Here is a 23711-nt window from a genome sequence, read left to right on the forward strand (position 1 = left end):
TTAAATATGGCAACTTTATTTTCGATTATTATAACAGCCGTGGAGATTTATTCATGGGCATTGATTATATACATACTCATGTCATGGTTTCCGAATGCAAGAGAATCTAGTATTGGGCAAATGTTAACAAAAATTTGTGAACCATTTCTTGAACCATTTAGACGTGTCATTCCGCCAATTGGTGGGATGTTAGATATTTCGCCGATTGTAGCAATATTAGTATTAAATTTAGCTACATCCGGAATAAGACAAATATTTTTTTGGATGATGTAAAAAATACGAGCTAATGCTTAGCTCGTATTTTGTTTTTATCAATAACAAATCATCGGATTCTAAGACAGTTGTAAAACAAATAAAAAAATAAATGTTATACTATTATACAATTGTAAACATAGGGGTAAGCGAGAAATTAGGCTTTTCTTGCCTAACCAGTTTTAAAGGAGTAAGCTAATGTCAAATATATATCAACATTTTCGTATGGAAGAGAGAGAGTTTATTGATCAAGTGTTAAGTTGGCGACAAACGGTTGAACAAACGTATGCGCCTAAGCTTACAGATTTTCTCGATCCAAGGGAACAAGATATTTTACACACCATCATTGGTTCTCAAAGTGATGTGCGCGTCCAATTTGACGGTGGACATAGAAACGCTGAAAGAAAACGCGCGCTTATTTTTCCTGATTATTTTATACCGGAAATGGACGATTTTCGCTTAGAGTTATACCAAGTAAATTATCCGCATAAATTCGTATTAATCGAGCATCCCCAAGTACTTGGAAGCCTGATGTCACTCGGATTGAAAAGAAGTAAATTTGGAGATATTTTGTTTGAAGGTCATACGATACAAGTAATTGTCTCTAAGGAAGTATCCTCTTATATTTCTATGCAATTAGAATCTGTTGGGAAAGCTTCTGTTCAACTTGAAGAAAAGCCATTTTCATCTGTTATCGATGCAAAAGAGCAGTGGCAAGAAAAAGTTTTTACAATGTCATCCTTAAGACTTGATACGCTTATTGCATCGATTTATAATTTTTCTAGACAAAAGGCGCAACAACTCATTTCTGCAAAAAAAGTAAAAGTAAATTGGGCAATGAAAGAAAATGTAGCATTCGATTGCCGTGAGAGTGATACAATTTCAGTAAGAGGCTATGGGCGCTGTATGGTTATTGCGATAGAGGGAAAAACGAAGAAAGAAAAATGGAAAGTAGTTGTCGGTATACAAAAATAATCTTTTTTAGCTATAATGATTATAGTGTTTTACCGATATAAAATTGAAAGTGTATCGAATTTTATGCAGGAATCTGCAAGAAACTGTCGAATTACATGTTAACAAATGTACATAATTTGACCAACTGATCTAGGAGGTGGCCTTATGCCATTAACACCATTAGATATTCATAACAAAGAGTTCAGCAAAGGTTTTCGTGGATATGATGAAGATGAAGTAAATGAGTTTTTAGATCAAGTGATTAAAGACTATGAAATCATTATTCGTGAGAAGAAGGAATTAGAAGAGCGTTTAAACGACTTAAATGAAAGAGTCGGACATTTTAATACGATTGAAGAGACGTTAAATAAGTCGATTGTTGTTGCACAAGAAGCTGGCGAAGAAGTGAAGCGAAACGCACAGAAAGAGGCAAAGTTAATTATTCGGGAAGCGGAGAAAAACGCCGATAGGATTGTGAATGAATCATTATCTAAAGCAAGGAAGATTGCGCTAGATATAGAAGATTTGAAAAAGCAATCGAAAGTATTTAGAAATCGTTTTAAAATGTTAATTGAAGCCCAATTAGATATGCTTCAGAATGATGACTGGGACCACTTAATGGAATATGAGCTAGATACAACAGAATTAAAGTCTACAAAAGAAGAAGAGTCTAGAGTATAAGATACTTTTATCTTATAAGATGTACGACGACTTGACGAAGTTGTATCCTATCGCATATAATCTAGAAAAAACATGATAAAACGATGACAGGGATAGTAGCATTCTATCTTACTTAAAAGAGTGGATTTCCACTTCAGCGATTCAGGGAAGGTGAAAGCCTGATATTAAGGAGAAGAATTTGAACATCACCCTTGAGTTCCTTACTTGAGCTAAAAAGTTAGAGTAAGGCGTAGACGTTCACGTTACGAATTGATTTTTGAGCGGATAGGAAATTTCTCTATCTACAAGGGTGGTACCGCGGGAATATATAACCTCTCGTCCCTTTTTTGGGATGAGGGGTTTTTTGTGTTTTTTCCGAGTACCTTATGTATGAACGCTACTTTGGTCATAATGTTATGTAGTATGTTGAGGAGGAAATGAGCTATGGATTACAAAGATACTTTATTAATGCCTAAAACAGATTTCCCAATGAGAGGAAATCTGCCAAAAAGAGAACCTGAAATGCAAACAGAATGGAATGAACAAGATATTTATGCAAAAGTGCTTGAGCGCACGAAAAATCAACCGTTGTTTGTCCTGCATGACGGTCCTCCTTATGCGAATGGCGATCTTCATATCGGACATGCGTTAAATAAAATTTTAAAAGACTTCATTAACCGCTATAAGTCAATGAGTGGTTACCATGCACCATATGTACCTGGTTGGGATACGCATGGATTACCCATTGAACAAGCGTTAACGAATAAAGGTGTAAAACGTAAAGAAATGACGGTAGCAGAATTCCGTAAGCTTTGTGAAGAATATGCGTACGGTCAAATCGAAAATCAACGTGAACAATTCATGCGATTAGGTGTTCGGGGAGATTGGGAAAATCCCTATATTACATTAAAACCTGCCTATGAGGCCCAACAAATCAAAGTTTTTGGTGAGATGGCGAAGAAAGGTTATATCTATAAAGGGAAGAAACCTGTATACTGGTCACCATCATCTGAGTCTGCATTAGCTGAAGCTGAGATTGAATATAAAGATAAGCAATCCGCTTCCATTTATGTAGGATTTAAAGTGAAAGATGGCAAAGATGTTTTAACTGATGACGTACGTATTGTTATTTGGACAACTACTCCTTGGACAATGCCAGCTAACTTAGGTATTTCTGTCCACCCGAAACTAAAATATGTTGTCGTTGAAGTGGATAACGAAAAATATTTAGTAGCTGAAGACCTGCTAGCGGCTGTATCAGAAGAGATTGGCTGGGAAAATCCTAAGGTCGTTCAAACCATTCAAGGTAGTGACTTAGAATATGTGACTGCTGAACATCCATTATATGGCCGTGATTCACTTGTTATGCTAGGTGACCATGTAACTACAGACGCTGGTACTGGTTGTGTTCATACGGCTCCAGGACATGGTGAAGACGACTTTTACATCGGATCTAAATATGGTTTAGATGTATTATGTCCAGTAGATGATAAAGGGGTAATGACAGAAGAAGCGCCTGGCTTTGAAGGTCTTTTCTATGATAAGGCGAATAAACCAATCACTGAAAAATTAGAAGAAGTTGGCGCGTTATTGAAGCTTTCTTTTATCAAGCATTCTTATCCGCATGATTGGCGCACAAAAAAACCAGTTATTTTCCGTGCAACGGCTCAATGGTTTGCGTCAATTAAAGATTTTAGACAGGAATTATTGCAAGCAATTAATGATACAACATTTACACCAGCATGGGGCGAAACAAGGCTTTATAATATGGTTCGTGATCGTGGCGATTGGTGTATTTCTAGACAGCGCGCATGGGGTGTGCCAATTCCTGTATTCTATGCAGAAAATGGAGAAGAGATTATTACAGACGAAACCATTAATCATGTATCCAACCTATTTAGAGAGCACGGTTCTAATGTGTGGTTTGAAAAAGAGGCAAAGGAATTATTGCCTGAAGGATTTACTCATCCAGGTAGCCCAAATGGAGTATTTACAAAAGAAACTGATATTATGGATGTGTGGTTTGATTCCGGTTCTTCGCATCAAGCTGTATTGCTAGAACGTGAAGATTTACAAAGACCAGCAGACCTTTATCTAGAAGGATCTGATCAATATAGAGGTTGGTTTAACTCATCATTATCAACAGGTGTCGCTGTAACTGGTAAAGCGCCATATAAAGGCATCTTAAGTCACGGCTTTGTTTTAGATGGTGAAGGTAGAAAAATGAGTAAATCAATTGGTAATGTCATTGTACCTTCAAAAGTGATGAACCAATTAGGTGCAGATATTTTAAGACTTTGGGTTGCATCAGTTGATTACCAAGCAGATGTAAGAGTATCTGATCCAATCTTAAAACAAGTAGCAGAAGTTTACCGTAAAATTAGAAACACTTTCCGCTTCTTATTAGGAAACTTAGCTGATTTTGATCCAGCAGTACATCGAGTTTCTTATGATGATTTACGTGAAGTCGATCAGTTTATGTTAGTGAAGTTAAATAAACTAATCGAAACATCGCTTCAATCATATGAGAACTATGAATTTGCAGGTATTTACCATGCTGTGAATAATTTCTGCACATTAGACTTAAGTTCGTTCTATTTAGACTTTGCGAAAGATGTATTGTACATTGAAGCGCAAGATCAACATGATCGTCGTGCGATTCAAACAGTGCTTTATGATAGCTTAGTTGCCCTTACTAAGCTTGTATCACCGATTCTTTCTCATACAGCTGATGAAGTTTGGCGTCACATTCCAAATGTGGAAGAGATGAGTGTTCAATTGACTGATATGCCGTCAGTAGAAACTTTTGCCAATGCGGAAGAATTAACGGCAAAATGGACAGCATTCATGAAATTAAGAAATCATGTCCTAAAAGCTCTAGAAGAAGCACGAAATGAAAAAGTAATCGGTAAATCATTGACAGCAAAAGTAACGTTGTATGTCGATAACGAAACCAATTCATTACTTGATTCTATTTCAGAAAGCCTACCACAACTCTTTATCGTTTCTGCATTTGAAGTGGCAGGCAGCTTAGAACAAGCACCAAATGAAGCACATAAATTTGACAATGTAGCAATCCTAGTTTCCAAAGCTGAAGGCGAAACATGTGAACGTTGTTGGACTGTCACACCAGAAGTAGGGGAAGTAGATGAATTTTCAACACTTTGCCCACGTTGTGCTACTGTCGTAAAAGAAAACTATAGCCATTTGAGCTAAGTGGCAGTAGGTTAAAAAGTACTACCATATTTTTGGCCCGGACTAACCGTTCGGGTCTTTTTCTAATTATATAAAAAGGATTAATGAAGATAGAAAATGAAGTAAAGCTAAAAATGATTTTTACCATAAAGCAAGTACGTTAGTGCATGGTTTTTATAATGTCTCGGCTTTTCACACTTTCCATTTTAATCCTTCATGATAATGAGTAAAAACTAATAAAATTTTCCTCAACCTGCAAAACTTGTTCAGCTTGTAAAATCTTTAGAGGCGTTCAAAATTAGCCAGTTGCTCATAATAACTTTATGAACAATCTTGTAGGATGAAGGGGGATTTTTTTGAACAATCAACCACATGTTATTCCACTAATTGAAGAGCTTCGTAATACGAGACAAGAGTTACTTGAGAGGTTAATGCAAAGTAATCTTCACCCCTTTATAAATGAAATGATATTAGATGAACTATATGATGTTGAAAAGGCAATTGAGAAGTATGAAAATGGCCAATTCGGCACATGTGAAATTTCTGGTGAGTTTTTGCCAGAGGATTTATTAACATTAATCCCTACGCTGAAAACAATGGACGATTGTCAGTCTCTTAAAAGGTTCTATCGTAAAGCCCTATATGATTAAAACGATCGCTTAAAGAGCAAAGCTACCGTTTTTTATGGGTTTATGCTAAAATGCAAAGGTATACAAATGAATATTGGAGGTTGCCTTTGTGTTTTTCTACATAATCGCTTTATTGATTATTGCTTTTGATCAATGGACTAAATGGTTAATTGTCAAGAATTTTACGCTTGGTGAAAGTATTACTGTCATTGAAGATTTTCTGTATATTACTTCCCATCGGAACACAGGTGCAGCCTGGGGAATATTAGAAGGTCAAATGTGGTTCTTTTATTTGATTACTGTTATTGTCATCATCGGAATCATTTATTATATGCAAACACATGCGAAGGGAAAATGGCTTCTTCAGCTCTCATTAGCACTTATATTAGGTGGTGCAATTGGAAACTTTATTGATCGTCTTTGGCGAAAAGAAGTGGTTGATTTTATTCATACTTTCCCGTTCGGATATAACTTCCCGATATTTAATGTTGCGGACTCCTCTCTATGTGTAGGTGTCGTGTTGTTATTAATACAGATGATACGAGAGGAAAGAGAAGTGAAAAAGGAGAAAGCAAATGAGCAAAGTGGAACATAATGTCACCGATAATCAAGCGGGTGATCGAATTGATAAGGTGCTGGCTAATCTGAATGCAGAATGGTCAAGAACACAAGTGCAAGAATGGATAAAAGCAGGACATGTGCTTGTCAATGGTAATAAAGTGAAAACAAATTATAAAGTAGTAAATGAAGACCATCTTGATATTATTATTCCTGATCCAGAGCCATTAGATGTAGTTGCTGAGGATATGGATTTGGATATTTACTATGAAGATAGTGATGTTTTAGTTGTCAATAAACCGAGGGGAATGGTTGTACACCCTGCGGTTGGACATGGAACAGGTACATTGGTAAACGGATTATTGGCACATTGTAAAGACTTATCAGGTATAAATGGGGTTATGAGACCAGGTATTGTCCATCGCATTGATAAGGACACTTCCGGCCTTCTGATGGTTGCTAAAAATGATCTTGCCCATGAGAAGTTAGTAGAGCAACTAGTTAATAAGACGGTGACGAGAAAATACAAAGCGATTGTTCACGGCGTTGTCAATCATGATCATGGCACAATTGATGCGCCAATTGGCAGAGATACGAAAGATCGTCAAAGTATGACGGTTGTGGATGGTGGCAAACATGCTGTAACGCATTTTAATGTTATCGATCGTTTTAAAGATTTTACTTTGATAGAATGTCAGCTCGAAACGGGAAGAACGCATCAAATCCGTGTTCACATGAAATATATTGGCTTTCCATTAGCTGGCGATCCGAAATATGGACCGCGAAAAACGCTTGAATTCGGAGGACAAGTGCTTCATGCAGGTGTGTTAGGATTTAATCATCCAAGAACAGATGAGTACCTTGAATTTACGGCACCATTGCCAGCTGATTTTAAACAGCTAATTGCTATGTTGGAAAAATAATTGTTGACACATAAGTTGAAGTGTTATAAGATGAATTCAGTTAAATAAGTCCTTTAAGAACAGTCCCGTGAGGCTGGGAAGGAAACGGTATGAACATACGGTTGTTGTATGTTCAAATAAAGTACAATCGTTTACCCTCTCATCCTTAGGTGAGAGGGTTTTTTAGTATAAAATGAGGTGAAAAAGATGTCACAAAAAGCCATTGTACTGGACGAACAAGCGATAAGAAGAGCACTGACAAGAATAGCTCATGAAATGATTGAAAAGAATAAGGGCATAGAGGATTGTGTGCTTATTGGAATTAAGACAAGAGGAATTTATATTGCTAATCGCTTAGCAAAACGAATAGAAGAAATTGAAGGTGCCAAGGTTTCGGTTGGTGAAATTGACATTACGCTATATAGAGATGACTTATCAAAGAAGACAGCTAATCAAGAACCACTTGTTAAGGGTTCAAATATCCCGATTGATATTAACGATAAGAAAGTGATTGTCATTGATGACGTCCTTTATACTGGAAGAACGGTAAGAGCAGCATTAGATGCTTTAATTGATATAGGTAGACCTTCAGCTATTCAATTGGGTGTGCTTGTCGATCGTGGTCATAGAGAATTACCGATTAGAGCCGATTATGTGGGGAAAAATATTCCAACTTCAAGTTCAGAAAAAATAGTTGTCGAACTAAATGAAATTGATCAAACAGATCAAGTTAGTATTTTTGAAAAATAAATGAGCCCTTTTTAAATGCAGTCCAGAGAGGCTGACAAAGGGGGAAGTAATAGACTGCTCCTGTCTATGCTTACCAACCCTCTTTGTCCGCAGGCAAAGAGGGTTTTATATTAAAGGGGAGAAATACCACCATGAATAAACCAGTATTAGACATACATGATAAACCAACGCCAGTACATTGGCTCACTCTCAGTTTACAGCATTTATTCGCCATGTTTGGTGCAACCATCTTAGTACCATACTTAGTAGGATTAAGTCCGGCCATTGCACTAATCTCAAGTGGTATCGGCACACTTGCTTTCCTAATGATTACAAAATGGAAAGTACCTGCTTATCTAGGTTCGTCGTTCGCATTTATTATCCCTATACAGACGGCACAGCTCGAAGGTGGACCTGGTGCTGCTATGATAGGGAGCTTTATGGCAGGTCTCGTTTATGGGATTGTCGCTCTTATTATTAAGCAAGCAGGTTATCGTTGGATTTTAAAATTATTACCACCAATTGTTACAGGACCTGTTATTATCGTTATTGGACTTGCGTTATCAGGAACAGCAATAGACATGGCCATGAACAACCCCGTAACAGGAGAATATAGCATGCTTCACTTCTCGGCAGCTTTAATTACACTTGCTGCTACAGTAGTTATCTCAGTATATGGAAAAGGTATGTTTGGAATGATTCCGATTCTTGCTGGTATAATTATCGGTTATGTATATTCACTCATGATTGGTATTGTTGACTTCTCGGTTGTTGCAAAAGCTGCATGGTTTGAAATGCCTGAATTTATCTTTCCTGTAATGGATTATGATGTCAGAATTACTCTTGATCTTGCTCTATTGATGATTCCAGTAGCTGTTGTCACTCTTTCTGAACATATCGGTCATCAACTTGTACTCGGAAAAGTCGTTGGCAAAGACTATATTAAAGACCCAGGCTTACATCGCTCAATCTTAGGTGATGGGATGGGAACCATGTTATCAGCTCTTATTGGTGGGCCACCGAAAACAACGTATGGAGAAAATATCGGTGTACTTGCGATCACCAAAATTTACAGTGTTTATGTAATTGCAGGCGCAGCAGTGATTGCCATCGTCTTCGGTTTTGTCGGAAAAGTAACAGCTTTAATAAGTTCAATACCGACACCTGTTATGGGCGGTGTTTCAATCCTTCTATTCGGTATCATAGCTTCTTCAGGGTTAAGGATGCTTGTAGATAATAAAGTGGACTTTGGTAATAACCGTAACTTAGCTATCGCCTCTGTTATCCTAGTATTAGGAATTGGCGGCGCGCATTTACAACTTTGGGTATTCAACTTAGAGGGAATGGCGATTGCTGCAATTGCTGGGGTTATACTCAACTTAGTCTTACCGGGTAAACCGGATGTAGATGAAAATATGTTTGAAAACTAATTACGCCTTTTAAAAGGAATCCAGAGAGGTTCATAAGGGTGTTGAAGAGCTCAGTTCAAAGTGGGAAGAAAAATCCCACCTTTGTACACTCATGTTTATTCGACACCTTGACTTGTTTTTGTCAAGGTGTTTTTTAATAGCAAAGCAAAGAAGTCAAGGTTGATCAAGCTTTACGTTTCAATAAAAAAAGGAGGCTGTCTTTTATGGAACATTGTCTCACTACAACTGATCTAACAATAGACGAAATTCAAGGGATTTTAGCCGATGCAGAGCATTTTATTAACGGTAAAATGTGGAAACCTAAAAACAAAGTTTTTATCGCTAATCTCTTTTTTGAAAACAGTACAAGAACAAAGTGTAGCTTTGAAGTAGCTGAAAGAAGATTGGGCTTAGATATTATTCCATTTGAAGTGAGTACTTCTAGTGTGTCAAAGGGTGAAACGCTCTATGACACAGTAAAGACGCTTGAAGCAATTGGTGTTCAACTAGCTGTCATCAGGCATAATGAGAATTGTTATTTTGATCAACTGATTGGGAAAACCAATAGTGCGATTATTAATGCAGGCGATGGATGTGGCCATCATCCAACACAGTCTTTGCTTGACTTACTAACGATCAAACAAGAATTCGCTAGCTTTAAAGGGTTAAAGGTAGCCATCGTTGGTGACTTACGTCATAGCCGTGTTGCCAGGTCAAATGCAGAGAGCTTAAATCGGTTAGGTGCGAACGTAATTTTCTCAGGACCAGAAATATGGTTCGATCAAGACATGGCACAACATGGACAATATGTGTCTATCGATAAAGCGGTCAAAGAAGCTGATGTTATCATGCTGCTTAGGGTACAGCATGAACGTCATGAAGGTGGTAGATGGGACGCTGAAAAATACCATAAAGCATTTGGGTTAACACTTGAACGGGAGAAAATGATGAAAAAGGGCAGCATTATTATGCACCCTGCACCAGTTAACCGCGGCGTAGAGATTGCAGACAGTCTAGTTGAGTGTGGACGGTCAAGAATTTTCAAACAAATGCAAAATGGTGTATTTATTAGAATGGCGGTATTAAAAAGAATAATTGAACAATTTGAAAGGGGAGAGCGTAATGGGAATCATCATCAAAAATGGTCAATTGCTTACTAATGAAGGGGACTTACTTCAACAGGATGTGTTAATTAATGATGGGAAGATTGAAGAAATCGGTGAATCCATCGTAGTAAATGATCATGAGGTCATTGATGCAACAGGTCAACTTGTAACAGCAGGATTTGTCGACCTTCATGTCCATTTGCGCGAACCGGGTGGTGAACATAAAGAAACAATTGCAACTGGTACACAGGCAGCGGCACGAGGCGGATTTACTACAATTGCTGCAATGCCTAATACAAGACCTGTACCAGATAGTAAGGAACAAATGGAGACACTACATAAAAGAATCACTGAAACAGGCGTAGTAGAAGTATTACCATATGCATCTATCACTATAAGAGAAGCTGGAGTCGAACTAACAGATTTTGCAGCACTTAAAGAAGCAGGGGCCTTCGCTTTTACTGATGACGGGGTTGGCGTACAGTCAGCTGATATGATGTATTCAGCCATGAAGAAAGCAGCTGAAGTAGATATGGCAATTGTCGCTCATTGCGAGGAAAATACACTAATTCATAAAGGAGCTGTTCATGAAGGGAAGTTTTCAAAAGCACAAGGTATAAATGGTATCCCTTCAGTATGTGAATCTGTGCATATTGCAAGAGACGTGCTATTAGCAGAGGCAGCAAATTGCCATTATCATGTTTGTCATATTAGCACAAAAGAATCGGTTCGGGTGGTAAGAGATGCCAAAAGGGCAGGTATTAAAGTAACGGCAGAAGTGACACCACACCACTTATTATTATCAGAAGAAGATATCCCTGGTCTTGATACAAACTATAAGATGAATCCTCCACTTAGAGGCAAAGACGATCAAGAAGCGCTGTTAGAGGGTCTACTAGATGGTACAATCGATTTTATCGCAACTGACCATGCCCCGCATGCAGCAGAAGAGAAGGCTGAAGGGATGACATTATCACCATTCGGTATTGTAGGATTGGAGACAGCTTTTCCACTTCTTTATACGAACTTTGTTAAGAAAGGTATTTTCACACTAAAGCAACTCATCGATTTCTTAACAAGAAAACCAGCTGAATCTTTCTCTTTAAATAGAGGACTATTACAAAAAGGAAGCAGGGCGGATATTGTATTGCTTGATTTAGAAAAGGAAGAAGCAATTGATCCTGATACCTTCTTATCAAAAGGTAAAAATACACCGTTTGCTGGTTGGAAGTGTAAAGGTTGGCCAACAACGACAATTGTTGCTGGAAAGGTAGTCTTTAAAAAGGGGAGTGTAACAGCGTGAAAAGACAATTAATTTTAGAAGATGGCACAGTATTTATTGGTGAAGGCTTTGGTAGTGGTAAACAAACGATGGGTGAAGTCGTGTTTAATACAGGCATGACAGGATACCAAGAAGTGTTATCTGACCCTTCATATTGTGGACAAATCGTTACTTTAACTTACCCGTTAATAGGTAATTATGGTATTAACCGTGATGACTTTGAATCCATTCATCCAGCTATCAGTGGCTTCATTGTGAAAGAAGCAGCGGAATATCCCTCAAATTTTCGTCATCAACAATCGCTTGCTGAGTACTTTTCTATGAAAGACATTCCAGGCATCGCTGGGATTGATACGAGAAAATTAACAAGAATCATCCGTAAAGCAGGAACTTTAAAAGGGACGATTTGTAGCATGGAAGAAAATGTTGCCGAGATATTAGAAAAAATGAAAGCAACCAAACTGCGAGTCGATCAAGTAAAACAAGTATCAACAAAAACGCCTTACCCATCACCAGGGCGTGGCAGAAGAGTAGTATTAGTTGATTTTGGTATGAAACACGGGATTTTAAGAGAATTGAATAAAAGAGATTGTGACGTCATTGTTGTTCCATACAACACGACTGCACAAGAAATCTTAAATTTAAGTCCTGATGGCATCATGTTATCAAATGGCCCTGGGGATCCAAAAGATGTGCCACAAGCAATTGAGATGGTTAGAGAGATTCTTGGGAAAGTTCCACTGTTCGGCATTTGTCTTGGACATCAAATCTTTGCGCTCGCTTGCGGGGCCAATACGGAAAAGATGAAATTTGGTCATCGTGGATCGAACCATCCTGTAAAGGAATTGGCTACAGGTAAGATTGCGATCACTTCACAAAACCACGGCTACTCTGTAGATGAAGCATCGATTACACAGACAGACCTTGAAATAACACATATTGCTTTAAATGATGGCACGGTTGAAGGGTTAAAGCATAAAGTGCACCCTGCTTTCACTGTACAGTATCATCCAGAAGCTTCACCCGGACCTGAAGATGCCAACGGACTTTTTGAACAGTTTTTAACACTAATAGAAATGAACAGACAGGAAGGTGTTTATCAATGACAAAGCGTACAGACATAAAAAGCATACTTGTAATTGGATCAGGACCGATTGTCATTGGGCAAGCAGCAGAATTTGACTACGCGGGTACACAAGCTTGTATCGCTCTAAAAGAAGAAGGATATCGAGTCATTCTCGTTAATTCGAATCCAGCAACGATCATGACAGATACAGAGATTGCTGATGCAGTCTATATCGAACCTTTAACACTTGAGTTTGTGAGTAAAATTATTAGGAAAGAACGTCCAGATGCGCTCGTGCCAACATTAGGTGGTCAGACTGGTTTAAACTTGGCGGTTGAATTGGCCAAATCAGGCGTATTAGAAGAATGTAATGTCGAGATATTAGGTACGAAACTTTCGGCTATTGAACAAGCAGAAGATCGCGACTTATTCCGTACATTAATGAATGAGCTCGGTGAACCAGTACCAGATAGTGAAATTATTCACACGCTAGAAGAGGCCAAACAATTTGTTGAAATTGTTGGTTACCCAGTCATCGTCAGACCTGCTTTCACACTAGGTGGAACAGGTGGAGGTATTTGCCACGACGAAGAAGAACTAAATGAAATTGTTATAAGCGGTTTGAAAAACAGCCCGGTGACGCAATGTTTGTTAGAGAAAAGTATTGCTGGTTTTAAAGAAATAGAATACGAGGTTATGAGAGATTCAAATGATAATGCCATCGTTGTTTGTAACATGGAGAACATTGATCCTGTAGGCGTCCATACTGGTGACAGCATTGTCGTCGCGCCGAGCCAAACGTTAAGTGATCGTGAATATCAAATGTTAAGAAACGCTTCGCTCAAAATTATTAGAGCACTCGGCATTGAAGGGGGCTGTAACGTACAATTAGCCCTTGACCCTTACAGTTTCCATTACTACATTATTGAAGTAAACCCGAGGGTTAGCCGTTCTTCTGCCTTAGCCTCTAAAGCAACTGGCTACCCGATCGCGAAGTTGGCAGCGAAAATCGCTGTCGGATTAACTTTGGATGAAATGATGAACCCGGTAACAGGGAAAACTTATGCCAGCTTTGAACCAGCATTGGACTATGTCGTTACCAAAATTCCTCGCTGGCCCTTTGATAAATTTGAATCGGCTAACCGTTCATTAGGGACACAAATGAAAGCAACTGGGGAAGTCATGGCGATTGGTCGAAACTTTGAAGAATCGATTTTAAAAGCTGTCCGATCACTAGAAGCAAATGTTCATCATCTCGCATTACAAAATGGAGACGAAATAGATGATGCCCTTTTACAAAAGCGGATTCGTAAAGCAGGCGACGAACGATTATTCTATATCGGAGAAGCATTAAGGCGCGGTGTCACCATTGAAACCATTCATGAATGGAGCCAAATTGATTTGTTTTTCTTATACAAATTCAATAAAATTGTTAAGCTGGAAGATCAATTAGCGGCGAATATTGGTGATCTAGAAATCTTGCAGGCAGCAAAAAAACTAGGGTTTGCTGATACAACAATTGCACAAATATGGTCAATGGAAGAAAGAGAAGTCTATGAAAAGAGAAAAAATGCGGGCATTACACCAGTTTATAAAATGGTCGATACTTGTGCAGCTGAATTTGAGTCGGAAACACCTTATTATTACGGAGCATATGAAGATGAGAACGAATCTGTTGTAACAGATAGAAAAAGCGTGCTCGTATTAGGGTCTGGTCCGATTAGAATTGGTCAAGGGGTAGAATTCGATTATTCCACTGTCCACGCCGTTTGGGCAATTAAAGAGGCAGGATATGAAGCGATCATCATTAACAACAATCCAGAAACCGTGTCAACTGACTTCAGTATTTCGGATAAGCTCTACTTCGAACCTTTAACAATAGAAGACGTCATGCATATCATCGACCTTGAACGTCCTGAAGGGGTTGTCGTTCAGTTCGGTGGCCAAACGGCGATCAATTTAGCGGCAGGACTTGTTGAACGAGGAGTGAAAATCTTAGGAACCTCACTTGAAAATCTTGATCGTGCAGAAGACCGCGACAAGTTTGAACATGCATTGCACAAATTAGACATTCCGATGCCAGAAGGAAAAACAGCATTATCGGTTGAAGAAGCAGTGGAGATCGCGACTGATATCGGCTATCCAGTTCTAGTCAGACCATCTTATGTACTAGGTGGTCGCGCGATGGAAATCGTCTACAAAGAAGAAGAACTCCTGCTGTACATGAAGAATGCTGTAAAAGTAAATCCTGAACATCCGGTATTAATCGATCGTTACTTAACTGGTAAAGAAATCGAAGTGGATGCGATTAGTGATGGAGAAACGGTAGTGATTCCTGGGATTATGGAACATATCGAACGAGCTGGCGTACACTCAGGTGATTCAATTGCTGTCTATCCTCCGCAAAATGTTAGCCAAAGCATTCAGGCGAAGCTGGTTGATTATACCGAGAGATTGGCAAAAGGGCTTGGCATTATCGGATTGTTAAATATCCAATATGTCATCTCAAAAGGTGAAGTCTATGTGCTAGAAGTGAACCCTCGCTCAAGTAGAACGGTACCTTTCTTAAGTAAAATTACAAATGTACCAATGGCAAAAATTGCAACAAAGGTTATTTTAGGAGAAACATTACAAAGTCAAGGGTATGAAAATGGTTTAGTGCCGGAGAAAGCCGGCGTATACGTTAAAGTACCGGTATTTTCTTTCGCGAAACTGAGGAGAGTTGACATTACGCTTGGACCAGAAATGAAATCAACTGGTGAAGTGATGGGCAAAGATCAAACGCTTGAGAAAGCATTATATAAAGGATTAGTTGCTTCAGGTATGAAAATTTATCCATATGGCACGGTTTTAATGACTGTAGCAGATAAAGATAAGGAAGAAGCTTTGAGTCTAGCAAAACGCTTTGCCTCTATCGGTTATAGATTGATGGCAACCAGTGGAACGGCAGAATATCTTCAAAGTGCGGGTATACCGGTTGATATTACGAATAAAATTGGCACAGATGAACCAAATTTACTTGATGTCATCCGAAACGGTCAAGCGCAAATTGTTATAAACACCTTAACAAAAGGGAAGCAGCCAGCAAGAGATGGTTTTAGAATTCGTAGAGAATCGGTTGAAAATGGGGTCCCATGTTTAACATCCTTAGATACAGCAGATGCCATTCTCCAAGTAATTGAATCGATGACTTTCTCTGCTGATGCAATGAATAATTTAGAAGAAAAAGCAGTACAGGAGGCGGTTTTCTTATGATCAAACAAGAATTATGTCAAGTGATTGATCAAACAGAAATCGCAACAAATATTTATGAGCTCACCGTAAAAGGTGAGCTTGTTCATGAAATGAAAGAGCCAGGACAATTTGTTCATTTGAAAGTGAATAGTGGTCTTTCACCGCTTCTAAGAAGGCCCATCTCGATTGCAAATATCAATCAAGACGAACAGACTTTCACGATGATCTATCGTGCAGAAGGAAAAGGTACACGCTTGTTAGCAACGTTACAACAAGGCGACCTTCTTGATGTATTAGGTCCGCTTGGTCACGGATTTCCTGTAGAGGAGACGGACGCTTCTGATACGGCATTGCTTGTCGGTGGCGGTATTGGAGTCCCCCCGCTATATGAACTTTCGCAAAGACTAACTGCCAATGGTGTAAAAGTTATTCATGTCCTCGGGCATCAAACAAAGAATGCTGTTTTTTATGAAGAAGAGTTTAAACAATTAGGTCCTACTTTTATCGCGACTGCTGATGGTAGTTACGCTTATTCAGGATTTGTCACAGATATTATTAAGAATGAAAATATAACGTTCGATGTTTTGTATACTTGTGGGCCAACGCCCATGCTCCGAGCACTTGAACAAGAATATAGACATAAAAAAGTATTTTTATCATTAGAAGAGAGAATGGGTTGTGGAATCGGTGCTTGCTTTGCCTGTGTATGCCATACAGCAGAAGATCCCACAGGCGTGTCTTATAAAAAGGTTTGTAGCGATGGGCCAGTCTTTAAGGCAGGGGAGGTTGTCATATGAGCGCTTTGAATATTAGTTTACCAGGGCTTGAGTTGAAAAACCCAATAATGCCGGCATCTGGTTGCTTCGGTTTCGGTAGAGAATATAGTGACTTGTTTGATTTAAGTCAGCTCGGTGCGATTATGATTAAGGCAACAACGAAAGATGCAAGATTCGGTAATCCCACACCAAGGGTAGCGGAAACATCTGCCGGAATGCTGAATGCGATCGGCCTGCAAAACCCAGGATTGACGAAAGTCGTAGAGGAAGAATTACCGTGGCTTTCGCAGTTTGATGTACCAATCATAGCTAATGTCGCCGGTTCAATGGAAGAAGATTATATCGAGGTGGCAAAAGAAATTTCGCAAGCGCCGAATGTCCATGCACTTGAATTAAATATTTCATGTCCCAATGTGAAAACAGGTGGTATTGCTTTTGGAACCGTGCCAGAAATTGCGCAATCATTAACGAAGAAGGTAAAGGAAGTATCAGCTGTTCCTGTATACGTGAAACTCTCGCCGAATGTCACAAATATCGTTGAAATGGCAAAGGCTGTTGAACAAGGTGGTGCTGACGGATTAACGATGATCAATACTCTTGTTGGTATGAGAATTGATATAAGGACCGGTAAACCAGTAATCGCCAACAAAACGGGTGGTCTTTCTGGGCCGGCCATTAAACCAGTTGCTATTCGCATGATTCATGAGGTAAGCCAACAAGTAGCGATTCCAATCATCGGCATGGGGGGCGTGGAATCAGCTGAAGATGTGATTGAATATTTTTATGCCGGGGCGAGCGCCGTCGCAGTGGGAACGATGAACTTTGTTGATCCATTTATCTGCCCAAAAATCATAGCAGAGTTGCCAGAACTTATTCATTCTTTAGGATTTGATCATATTTCTGAATGTACCGGAAGGAGCTGGAAAACAGTTGAAAAACTCACTCATCATCGCGCTTGATTTTGCTAACCGTCAACAAGTGGAAGATTTTCTCAAACCTTTCACAAATGAGCAATTATTCTTAAAGGTTGGAATGGAGTTATATTATCAAGAAGGTCCACAAATTGTGGAACGATTAAAAGCTGAAGGCCACCAAGTTTTCCTTGATTTGAAACTGCATGATATTCCGAATACAGTCAAAAGTGCCATGAAAGGACTTGCTCGTCTCGGTTGTGATCTCGTGAATGTCCATGCAGCTGGTGGTATAGAGATGATGCGGGCAGCTGTTGAAGGACTTGAGGAAGGGAAAGTGCAAGGAAAGGAACGGGCAAAGCTTATTGCTGTTACGCAATTAACGAGCACATCTAGGCAGCAAATGAATAGTGAACAGTTAATCCCTGTTTCTTTAAATGAATCTGTGTTGCATTATAGCCAAATAACAAAGCAAGCAGGCTTAGATGGTGTGGTTTGTTCGCCTTTTGAAGCCAAACAAATTGCCAAGAAGGTGGGCGCTGATTTTTTGACCGTGACACCAGGAATAAGAATGGAGACTGACGACAAGCAAGATCAAAAAAGAGTGGCAACACCTGATTTTGCCAGAGCTGAAGGTGTTTCAGCAATCGTCGTAGGGCGATCCATTACTAGAGCATCTAATTCCCTTGCTGCCTATTATCAAATCAAGAATCTTTGGGAGGGTATTTCCGTATGAAAAAACAAATAGCAGAAAGTTTATTAACTATTAAAGCAGTCGCACTAAATCCTAAAGATCCTTTTACGTGGTCATCTGGTCTTAAATCACCAATCTACTGTGATAATCGTTTAACATTAGCTTATCCTAAAGTAAGAAATGAACTTGCGCAAGGGCTCCAAGCACTTATTGAGGAACATTATGCAGACGTTGAGGTGATTGCTGGGACAGCGACTGCAGGCATTCCACATGCTGCATGGGTAAGTGATCGGATGAATTTACCGATGTGCTATGTTCGGTCAAAGGCGAAAGCTCACGGTAAAGGCAAACAAATTGAAGGGAAAGCGGAGAAAGGGCAAAAAGTTGTCGTCGTCGAAGATTTAATTTCGACAGGTGGCAGTGTGATCAACGCTGTCGAAGCACTAAGAGAGGCAGGGTGTGAAGTTCTAGGGGTTGTCGCTATTTTTACTTATCAATTAGCAAAAGGCGAAGAGTTACTTCAGGCAGCAAATGTTTCCGTTCACACACTTTCCGATTTTGAATCATTAAAAGAAGTTGCAAAGAATCAAGGGACAATCGAGGCATCCGATTTTGCAGTATTAACTGAATGGAGAAAAGACCCGCAAGCATGGGGGAAAGCATTTGCATAAATAAGTGGCGGCGAAAAGTTAGCAATAGCAAACTTTTCGCTTAGCCTATCTAACAGTATACAGTTTTATCAGTAAAGAGGAATTAATGTAATAATCCCGATTGAAAAGCAATCGCCACAACTTGTGTGCGATTTTTTGCTTTTAGTTTAGTCATTAATTGACTGACATAATCTCTCACCGTATGCTCGCTTAAATAGAGCATGGAGGCTATGGTTTTATTATCATGACCATCAGCTAGTAGGATGAGAATAGAATGCTCCCTTTGGGTAAGATGAATGGAGGATTGGATCCTATCATTTCCACTTTTTCGAGAAAAGAATAAACCCAATAATATACCTACTTCATTGATATAATCTAACTCTTCTTTACTATATTCAAACGCCTCTCCCTTTTGGTCAAAAGTTAACCAGCCATATAATTGTTCTTCACATAAAATGGGAAGAAAGATAATCGAAGATAAGCCGAATAATTCAATATGTTCTTGTCTAATTAATTGCTTAGGGTCTTTTAAGAAAATTGGTTTCTTTGTAGAGAAGACTGAGAAATTCTCTCCTAATTGACCTTTCATACTCTGTACTTTGATAACTTCTGTTCCGACTGCACCATAAAATTCATTGGACCACGGAATATAACCATAAAAAACACAGCGTTTAAACCCAAACCAATCTTCACATTTTTTTAGGATATCGGGGAGTTCCGTCTTCGATGAACGAATTAATAATTGACTTAATTTAGTTAAGGGTTCTCTATGAGGTATTTGCTTCTCTTTTTTTGCTATTTGCTGATATGTTTTCAGTAAATCTGATTGTAAGTTAAATAAAAACATGATAAACCCATCGTTCTTATGAATTTTTTCTTTCTTTAATAAGGTTGTTACCGCTTTTTGTAGAATCAATGAAAACAAATATAATCGTTCAGTGGATAGAATGGATATTTGCGCATAAAGCCAATCTATTAACTGATTATGAATGTCTTCCTCCATTTCTCCCATTTGTATATGGTGAAACCATTCTGTAAAGGAACGGAGTAGCAGTGTAACCGCCTCAAAATGCTCTTCGTCAGAAATCCCCTCGACATTGAGGTAGATCCGGATATTTTCTTCTAAGTTTTGCCTATATGTTTTCATAAAGAATATAAATTCCTGCAATGTAACTTCTTCAAAACGATCATGAGATTGAGCCATGAAATTCCCCCTATATATGACTGTAAAATAGCTACTCATAAACAGTATCTTATAGGATAGCGCTAAAAAGTTAAAGTTTGTATCATTGTAGATGTGGGGTTAACAATGAATGAATTGTTGATAAGTAAGGATATTCATGTAAATATGACAGCAGAGAAGGGATAAGATTATGAGATTAAATGAAAAAGTGGCTGTTATTACTGGTGGTGGCACGGGGATTGGGAAAGAAACGGCACTTCTTTTTGCACAAGAAGGAGCAAAAGTTATTCTGACAGATATTCATGAAACGTCTGGTCAAGGTACCGTCGAAGAAATCAAGGCAAATGGTGGGGAAGCAATATTTGTTCGCCATGATGTAAGTAATGAAAATGATTGGCGTAAGGTCGCTGATGAGGCGATAAAAGCTTATAACCAAGTAGATATTCTCTTCAATAATGCAGGGATTTATCTTATTAAACCACTAGCTGAAATTGAGCTAGTGGAATGGAATAAATTAATGGCTATTAATGTAGGGGGTGTGTTTTTAGGAATGAAGCATATTATGCCATTAATGGCGGAGCGGCAGAAAGGTTCTGTGATTAACGCTTCTTCTATTGCTGGCTTAGTTGGCTCTCCAGGCCATGTTTTATATGGTGCAAGTAAAGGTGCTGTACGTGTCATGACTAAGGACGCTGCCATTGAATATGCTCCAATGGGTGTTAGAGTAAATTCTATCCATCCAGGGTATATTGATACTGGCATGGCTGATTATGCTTCAGAACAGACTGGTCAGTCAAAAGATGCACTAGGAAAGAACCTATTTCCACTCGGTTATTTAGGTAAAGTAAAAGATGTAGCTAATACAGTGCTCTTTTTAGCTTCAGACGATTCAGCATACACTACAGGGGCAGAGTTTGTCATTGATGGTGGAGCGACAGCAAGATAATGAAAAGAAAGAGGAGATTAAAATGAAATTACAAGATAAAGTAGCAATCGTAACAGGTGGAGCAAGTGGTATTGGTGAAGCAGTTGTCAAAGAATATGTAAAAGAAGGTGCAAAGGTTGTCATAGCTGATTTCTCTGACAAGGGACAAGCTCTTTCTGATACTTTGAATAAAGAAGGATATGAGACTTTATTTGTTAAAACAGATGTATCAAAAGAAGAAGATGTGAAAAATGTCGTTGCACAGACAGTTAATCAGTTTGGAAAGTTGGATATCATGTATGCCAATGCGGGGATTGCTAGTGACGGGCCAGCAGCTGAATTAGATTATGATAAATGGAAAAAAACGATTGATATTAATCTTTCTGGTGTGTTTCTATCAGATAAATACGCAATCGAACAATTCCAAAAACAAGGAAGCGGCGGTGTAATAGTGAATGCAGGATCTATTCATAGCTTTGTCTCACTGCCTAATATACCAGCATACTCATCTGCAAAAGGTGGCGTGAAACTGTTAACACAAAACTTATGTACGGCATATGCGAAAGAAAATATCCGTGTAAATGCGGTTTGTCCGGGATACATTGATACGCCTTTATTATCGGAATTAGAATCAGATGTGAAGAATCACCTGGCCTCCCTTCACCCACAAGGTAGACTTGGAAAACCAGAAGAAATTGCTAAAGCTGTTTTATTCTTATCAAGTGATGATGCGAGCTTTGTAAATGGTACAACCTTATTAGTAGATGGTGGTTATACAGCACAGTAACTTTTAACTAATAAAAAACCCAATTGGATGGAGCGCCTGGTAGAGTAAGGCGTTCATCTCAATTGGGTTTTGTTATTTCTTTTTACTAAGTGAAATGACTTTTTCTTCATCAGGGGTGACAAAGATTGTTTGTTGTTGATCATAAATGACAAACCCGGGCTTAGCACCACTCGGCTTTTTCACATTACGTACCTTTGTGTAATCGACGGGTACACTACTTGAGTTACGCGCTTTACTAAAATAAGCAGCTAAACAAGCAGCTTCTTGTATAACTTCATTACTTGGCGCTTTATCTCTAATGACCACATGTGACCCAGGGATATCTTTTGTATGGAGCCAGATGTCGTCTTTTGCAGCTAACTTATTCGTCAAGTAATCATTTTGTTTATTGTTCTTACCAACAATGATTTCTGTCCCATCGCTAGCGACAAAATAATCCAGGATAGGTTTGGCATTGACCGGCTTTTTCTGTTTTTTTTGTCTTTCACGTAAGTAACCGCCTTCAATAAGTTCCTCCCGTATTTCTTCAATATCTTTCGGTGAAGCGGCTTGTATTTGTTGTAAAAGATGATCGAAGTAGTTAACTTCTTCATAGGCTTGATCTATTTGTTCTTGTACAACTTGTTTAGCGTGTTTAGCTTTTTGATATTTCTTAAAGTATATCTGTGCATTTTGCGAAGGTGTTTTTTGTGTATCTAGAGGGATAAGCACATTGCTGTTATTTTCATCATAATAATTGTTCACTTCAATCTCATCCATCCCTCTTTGAATGGCGTACATATGAGCTGTAATTAATTCACCGTACAATTGAAATTGCTCGGCGTTTTTTGCTTCTTGCATGGTTAGTTTTAATTTCTCTATCTTTTTTGTGTTTTTTTCTTTTTCATTGCTAATAAATTTTTCCAAGTCATTGCCTTGTTGTTTGACGCGATCTCTTTCTGCTTTGCCGAAATAATAGCGGTCAAGCATTAGACTTAAGCTCTCAAAATGACGCTGCTCTCCCTGAATATGATCTAACTGGAGGAAATAAAAAGTCTCTTTATGTTCATTTATTGTAATGGTCGGTTGAACTTCTTTGTTTTTTATTTTATCCATTGTCTTAATAAAGGCAGCAGGTATTGTTGTACGGTTGGCTAATCCAGATTGGAATACAACTTCTTTTGCAAGTAGGGGAGAAAACCCGCTGTAATGTTGCACAAGTTGTTTATCTAACTTCCCACTATTAAAGTCCATTCTTCGTAATACATCCGTCTCATCAGCTTCTAATGGGTTGGCTTTATTTTGAGCCGGAGGAGCCACATAAAGTTGACCCGGAAGCAGGGCACGATGACTATTTACCGCATAAGATACATGCTTGATACAATCTAAGATCATGTTTCGTTCTTGATCGACCAATGTAATATTACTGTGACGTCCCATGATTTCGACGATGAGCCTCTTATATGAGATATCGCCAATTTCATTACGACCTTTAACGTTAAATACTATGATACGATCTAGGTCCATTTGTTGAATATCTTCTAATATATATCCCTCTAAATGTTTTCTTAAAAGCATGCAGAACATCGGTGGAATACTGGGGTTATCATATGCTTCATTTGTTAATTGTACGCGTGCATAGCTTGGATGCGCAGACAATAGTAATTTATGATTTTTTCCGTTAGCTCTAATTACTAAGATGATTTCATTTTTATATGGTTGGTGAACTTTATTAATTCGACCACCTTTAAGAGTAGCTTGTAGCTCCTCTACCATCGCTTTTGTAAATAATCCATCAAATGACATCTCTAACATCCTTTTCTACGCTCT

At 38.7% G+C, this 23711-nt stretch carries 21 protein-coding genes and 1 other annotated feature; of the genes, 19 read left to right on the plus strand and 2 right to left on the minus strand.

The window, feature by feature from the left end:
• Positions 1–6: 6 nt before the first annotated feature.
• The 17 genes from MKY26_RS03895 (at position 7) to pyrE (ending at position 19028) form a co-directional block, all read left to right on the plus strand.
• Positions 7–273 (plus strand): YggT family protein, encoded by a 267-nt coding sequence (locus MKY26_RS03895; protein ID WP_095369601.1) that lies wholly within the window; start codon positions 7–9, stop codon positions 271–273.
• 177 nt (positions 274–450) lie between these two features.
• The gene (locus MKY26_RS03900; protein ID WP_341092155.1) at positions 451–1227 is read left to right on the plus strand and encodes a YlmH family RNA-binding protein; all 777 of its coding nucleotides are present in this window, start codon (positions 451–453) and stop codon (positions 1225–1227) included.
• 144 nt (positions 1228–1371) lie between these two features.
• On the plus strand, positions 1372–1887 hold the full coding sequence (locus MKY26_RS03905; protein WP_095369599.1) for a DivIVA domain-containing protein: 516 nt from the start codon (positions 1372–1374) through the stop codon (positions 1885–1887).
• A 74-nt stretch (positions 1888–1961) separates the two neighbouring features.
• Positions 1962–2213, plus strand: a binding site (T-box leader).
• Between the two features lie 97 nt (positions 2214–2310).
• Positions 2311–5082, plus strand: a complete 2772-nt coding sequence (gene ileS / locus MKY26_RS03910; RefSeq protein WP_095369598.1) for an isoleucine--tRNA ligase — start codon at positions 2311–2313, stop codon at positions 5080–5082.
• A 335-nt stretch (positions 5083–5417) separates the two neighbouring features.
• On the plus strand, positions 5418–5711 hold the full coding sequence (locus MKY26_RS03915) for a hypothetical protein (protein WP_224938549.1): 294 nt from the start codon (positions 5418–5420) through the stop codon (positions 5709–5711).
• Between the two features lie 88 nt (positions 5712–5799).
• Positions 5800–6285, plus strand: a complete 486-nt coding sequence (gene lspA, locus MKY26_RS03920) for a signal peptidase II (RefSeq protein ID WP_095369597.1) — start codon at positions 5800–5802, stop codon at positions 6283–6285.
• Complete coding sequence (locus MKY26_RS03925; protein ID WP_328199043.1) at positions 6266–7171, plus strand: RluA family pseudouridine synthase; 906 nt, start codon at positions 6266–6268, stop codon at positions 7169–7171. Before lspA ends, MKY26_RS03925 begins: the two co-directional genes overlap by 20 nt.
• Positions 7172–7357: 186 nt before the next feature.
• Positions 7358–7900, plus strand: a complete 543-nt coding sequence (gene pyrR / locus MKY26_RS03930) for a bifunctional pyr operon transcriptional regulator/uracil phosphoribosyltransferase PyrR (RefSeq protein WP_095369595.1) — start codon at positions 7358–7360, stop codon at positions 7898–7900.
• 131 nt (positions 7901–8031) lie between these two features.
• Positions 8032–9309 carry a uracil-xanthine permease family protein gene (locus MKY26_RS03935; protein WP_095369594.1) on the plus strand — a complete coding sequence of 426 codons (1278 nt, stop codon included), beginning with the start codon at positions 8032–8034 and terminating at the stop codon, positions 9307–9309.
• 203 nt (positions 9310–9512) lie between these two features.
• Positions 9513–10448, plus strand: coding sequence for an aspartate carbamoyltransferase catalytic subunit (locus MKY26_RS03940; protein WP_341050699.1), 936 nt, complete (start codon positions 9513–9515; stop codon positions 10446–10448).
• Positions 10411–11697 (plus strand): dihydroorotase, encoded by a 1287-nt coding sequence (locus MKY26_RS03945; protein ID WP_341092157.1) that lies wholly within the window; start codon positions 10411–10413, stop codon positions 11695–11697. Before MKY26_RS03940 ends, MKY26_RS03945 begins: the two co-directional genes overlap by 38 nt.
• A complete protein-coding gene (locus tag MKY26_RS03950) occupies positions 11694–12782 on the plus strand; it encodes a carbamoyl phosphate synthase small subunit (RefSeq protein ID WP_095369591.1) in 1089 nt (362 codons plus the stop codon). Before MKY26_RS03945 ends, MKY26_RS03950 begins: the two co-directional genes overlap by 4 nt.
• Complete coding sequence (gene carB / locus MKY26_RS03955; protein ID WP_341092160.1) at positions 12779–15997, plus strand: carbamoyl-phosphate synthase large subunit; 3219 nt, start codon at positions 12779–12781, stop codon at positions 15995–15997. The genes MKY26_RS03950 and carB overlap by 4 nt, the downstream gene beginning before the upstream one ends.
• Complete coding sequence (locus MKY26_RS03960; protein WP_095369589.1) at positions 15994–16773, plus strand: dihydroorotate dehydrogenase electron transfer subunit; 780 nt, start codon at positions 15994–15996, stop codon at positions 16771–16773. Before carB ends, MKY26_RS03960 begins: the two co-directional genes overlap by 4 nt.
• Positions 16770–17711: a dihydroorotate dehydrogenase gene (locus MKY26_RS03965; protein WP_095369588.1), complete on the plus strand. Its 942-nt coding sequence runs from the start codon at positions 16770–16772 to the stop codon at positions 17709–17711. The genes MKY26_RS03960 and MKY26_RS03965 overlap by 4 nt, the downstream gene beginning before the upstream one ends.
• Positions 17683–18399: an orotidine-5'-phosphate decarboxylase gene (pyrF, locus tag MKY26_RS03970; RefSeq protein ID WP_095369587.1), complete on the plus strand. Its 717-nt coding sequence runs from the start codon at positions 17683–17685 to the stop codon at positions 18397–18399. Before MKY26_RS03965 ends, pyrF begins: the two co-directional genes overlap by 29 nt.
• Positions 18396–19028, plus strand: coding sequence for an orotate phosphoribosyltransferase (gene pyrE, locus MKY26_RS03975; RefSeq protein WP_341092164.1), 633 nt, complete (start codon positions 18396–18398; stop codon positions 19026–19028). The genes pyrF and pyrE overlap by 4 nt, the downstream gene beginning before the upstream one ends.
• A gap of 82 nt (positions 19029–19110) precedes the next feature.
• Here the strand turns inward: pyrE and MKY26_RS03980 are convergent, their stop codons facing one another.
• Positions 19111–20211, minus strand: coding sequence for a LuxR C-terminal-related transcriptional regulator (locus tag MKY26_RS03980; RefSeq protein WP_322909213.1), 1101 nt, complete (start codon positions 20209–20211; stop codon positions 19111–19113).
• A gap of 169 nt (positions 20212–20380) precedes the next feature.
• On the opposite strand from MKY26_RS03980, the gene MKY26_RS03985 reads away from it, so the two are divergent.
• Positions 20381–21136, plus strand: a complete 756-nt coding sequence (locus tag MKY26_RS03985) for an SDR family NAD(P)-dependent oxidoreductase (protein WP_328199056.1) — start codon at positions 20381–20383, stop codon at positions 21134–21136.
• 22 nt (positions 21137–21158) lie between these two features.
• Positions 21159–21902 (plus strand): SDR family NAD(P)-dependent oxidoreductase, encoded by a 744-nt coding sequence (locus tag MKY26_RS03990; RefSeq protein ID WP_322909215.1) that lies wholly within the window; start codon positions 21159–21161, stop codon positions 21900–21902.
• A 72-nt stretch (positions 21903–21974) separates the two neighbouring features.
• Here the strand turns inward: MKY26_RS03990 and MKY26_RS03995 are convergent, their stop codons facing one another.
• A complete protein-coding gene (locus tag MKY26_RS03995; protein ID WP_307314503.1) occupies positions 21975–23687 on the minus strand; it encodes an Rqc2 family fibronectin-binding protein in 1713 nt (570 codons plus the stop codon).
• Positions 23688–23711: the final 24 nt, after the last annotated feature.

Source organism: Cytobacillus sp. FSL R7-0680, assembly GCF_038009245.1.
In the GTDB taxonomy this organism is placed as follows: domain Bacteria; phylum Bacillota; class Bacilli; order Bacillales; family Cytobacillaceae; genus Cytobacillus; species Cytobacillus kochii.

What these genes read in the sequence shown, in the direction of transcription:
- ileS (WP_095369598.1), top strand. Translation starts at nt 2,311, where the DNA reads ATGGATTACAAAGATACTTTATTAATGCCTAAAACAGATTTCCCAATG.
- MKY26_RS03965 (WP_095369588.1), top strand. Translation starts at nt 16,770, where the DNA reads ATGAGCGCTTTGAATATTAGTTTACCAGGGCTTGAGTTGAAAAACCCA.
- MKY26_RS03900 (WP_341092155.1), top strand. Translation starts at nt 451, where the DNA reads ATGTCAAATATATATCAACATTTTCGTATGGAAGAGAGAGAGTTTATT.
- MKY26_RS03960 (WP_095369589.1), top strand. Translation starts at nt 15,994, where the DNA reads ATGATCAAACAAGAATTATGTCAAGTGATTGATCAAACAGAAATCGCA.
- MKY26_RS03925 (WP_328199043.1), top strand. Translation starts at nt 6,266, where the DNA reads ATGAGCAAAGTGGAACATAATGTCACCGATAATCAAGCGGGTGATCGA.
- pyrR (WP_095369595.1), top strand. Translation starts at nt 7,358, where the DNA reads ATGTCACAAAAAGCCATTGTACTGGACGAACAAGCGATAAGAAGAGCA.
- MKY26_RS03990 (WP_322909215.1), top strand. Translation starts at nt 21,159, where the DNA reads ATGAAATTACAAGATAAAGTAGCAATCGTAACAGGTGGAGCAAGTGGT.
- MKY26_RS03980 (WP_322909213.1), bottom strand. Translation starts at nt 20,211, where the DNA reads ATGGCTCAATCTCATGATCGTTTTGAAGAAGTTACATTGCAGGAATTT.
- pyrE (WP_341092164.1), top strand. Translation starts at nt 18,396, where the DNA reads ATGAAAAAACAAATAGCAGAAAGTTTATTAACTATTAAAGCAGTCGCA.
- MKY26_RS03995 (WP_307314503.1), bottom strand. Translation starts at nt 23,687, where the DNA reads ATGTCATTTGATGGATTATTTACAAAAGCGATGGTAGAGGAGCTACAA.
- MKY26_RS03905 (WP_095369599.1), top strand. Translation starts at nt 1,372, where the DNA reads ATGCCATTAACACCATTAGATATTCATAACAAAGAGTTCAGCAAAGGT.
- MKY26_RS03935 (WP_095369594.1), top strand. Translation starts at nt 8,032, where the DNA reads ATGAATAAACCAGTATTAGACATACATGATAAACCAACGCCAGTACAT.
- MKY26_RS03940 (WP_341050699.1), top strand. Translation starts at nt 9,513, where the DNA reads ATGGAACATTGTCTCACTACAACTGATCTAACAATAGACGAAATTCAA.
- MKY26_RS03985 (WP_328199056.1), top strand. Translation starts at nt 20,381, where the DNA reads ATGAGATTAAATGAAAAAGTGGCTGTTATTACTGGTGGTGGCACGGGG.
- MKY26_RS03895 (WP_095369601.1), top strand. Translation starts at nt 7, where the DNA reads ATGGCAACTTTATTTTCGATTATTATAACAGCCGTGGAGATTTATTCA.
- carB (WP_341092160.1), top strand. Translation starts at nt 12,779, where the DNA reads ATGACAAAGCGTACAGACATAAAAAGCATACTTGTAATTGGATCAGGA.
- MKY26_RS03945 (WP_341092157.1), top strand. Translation starts at nt 10,411, where the DNA reads ATGGGAATCATCATCAAAAATGGTCAATTGCTTACTAATGAAGGGGAC.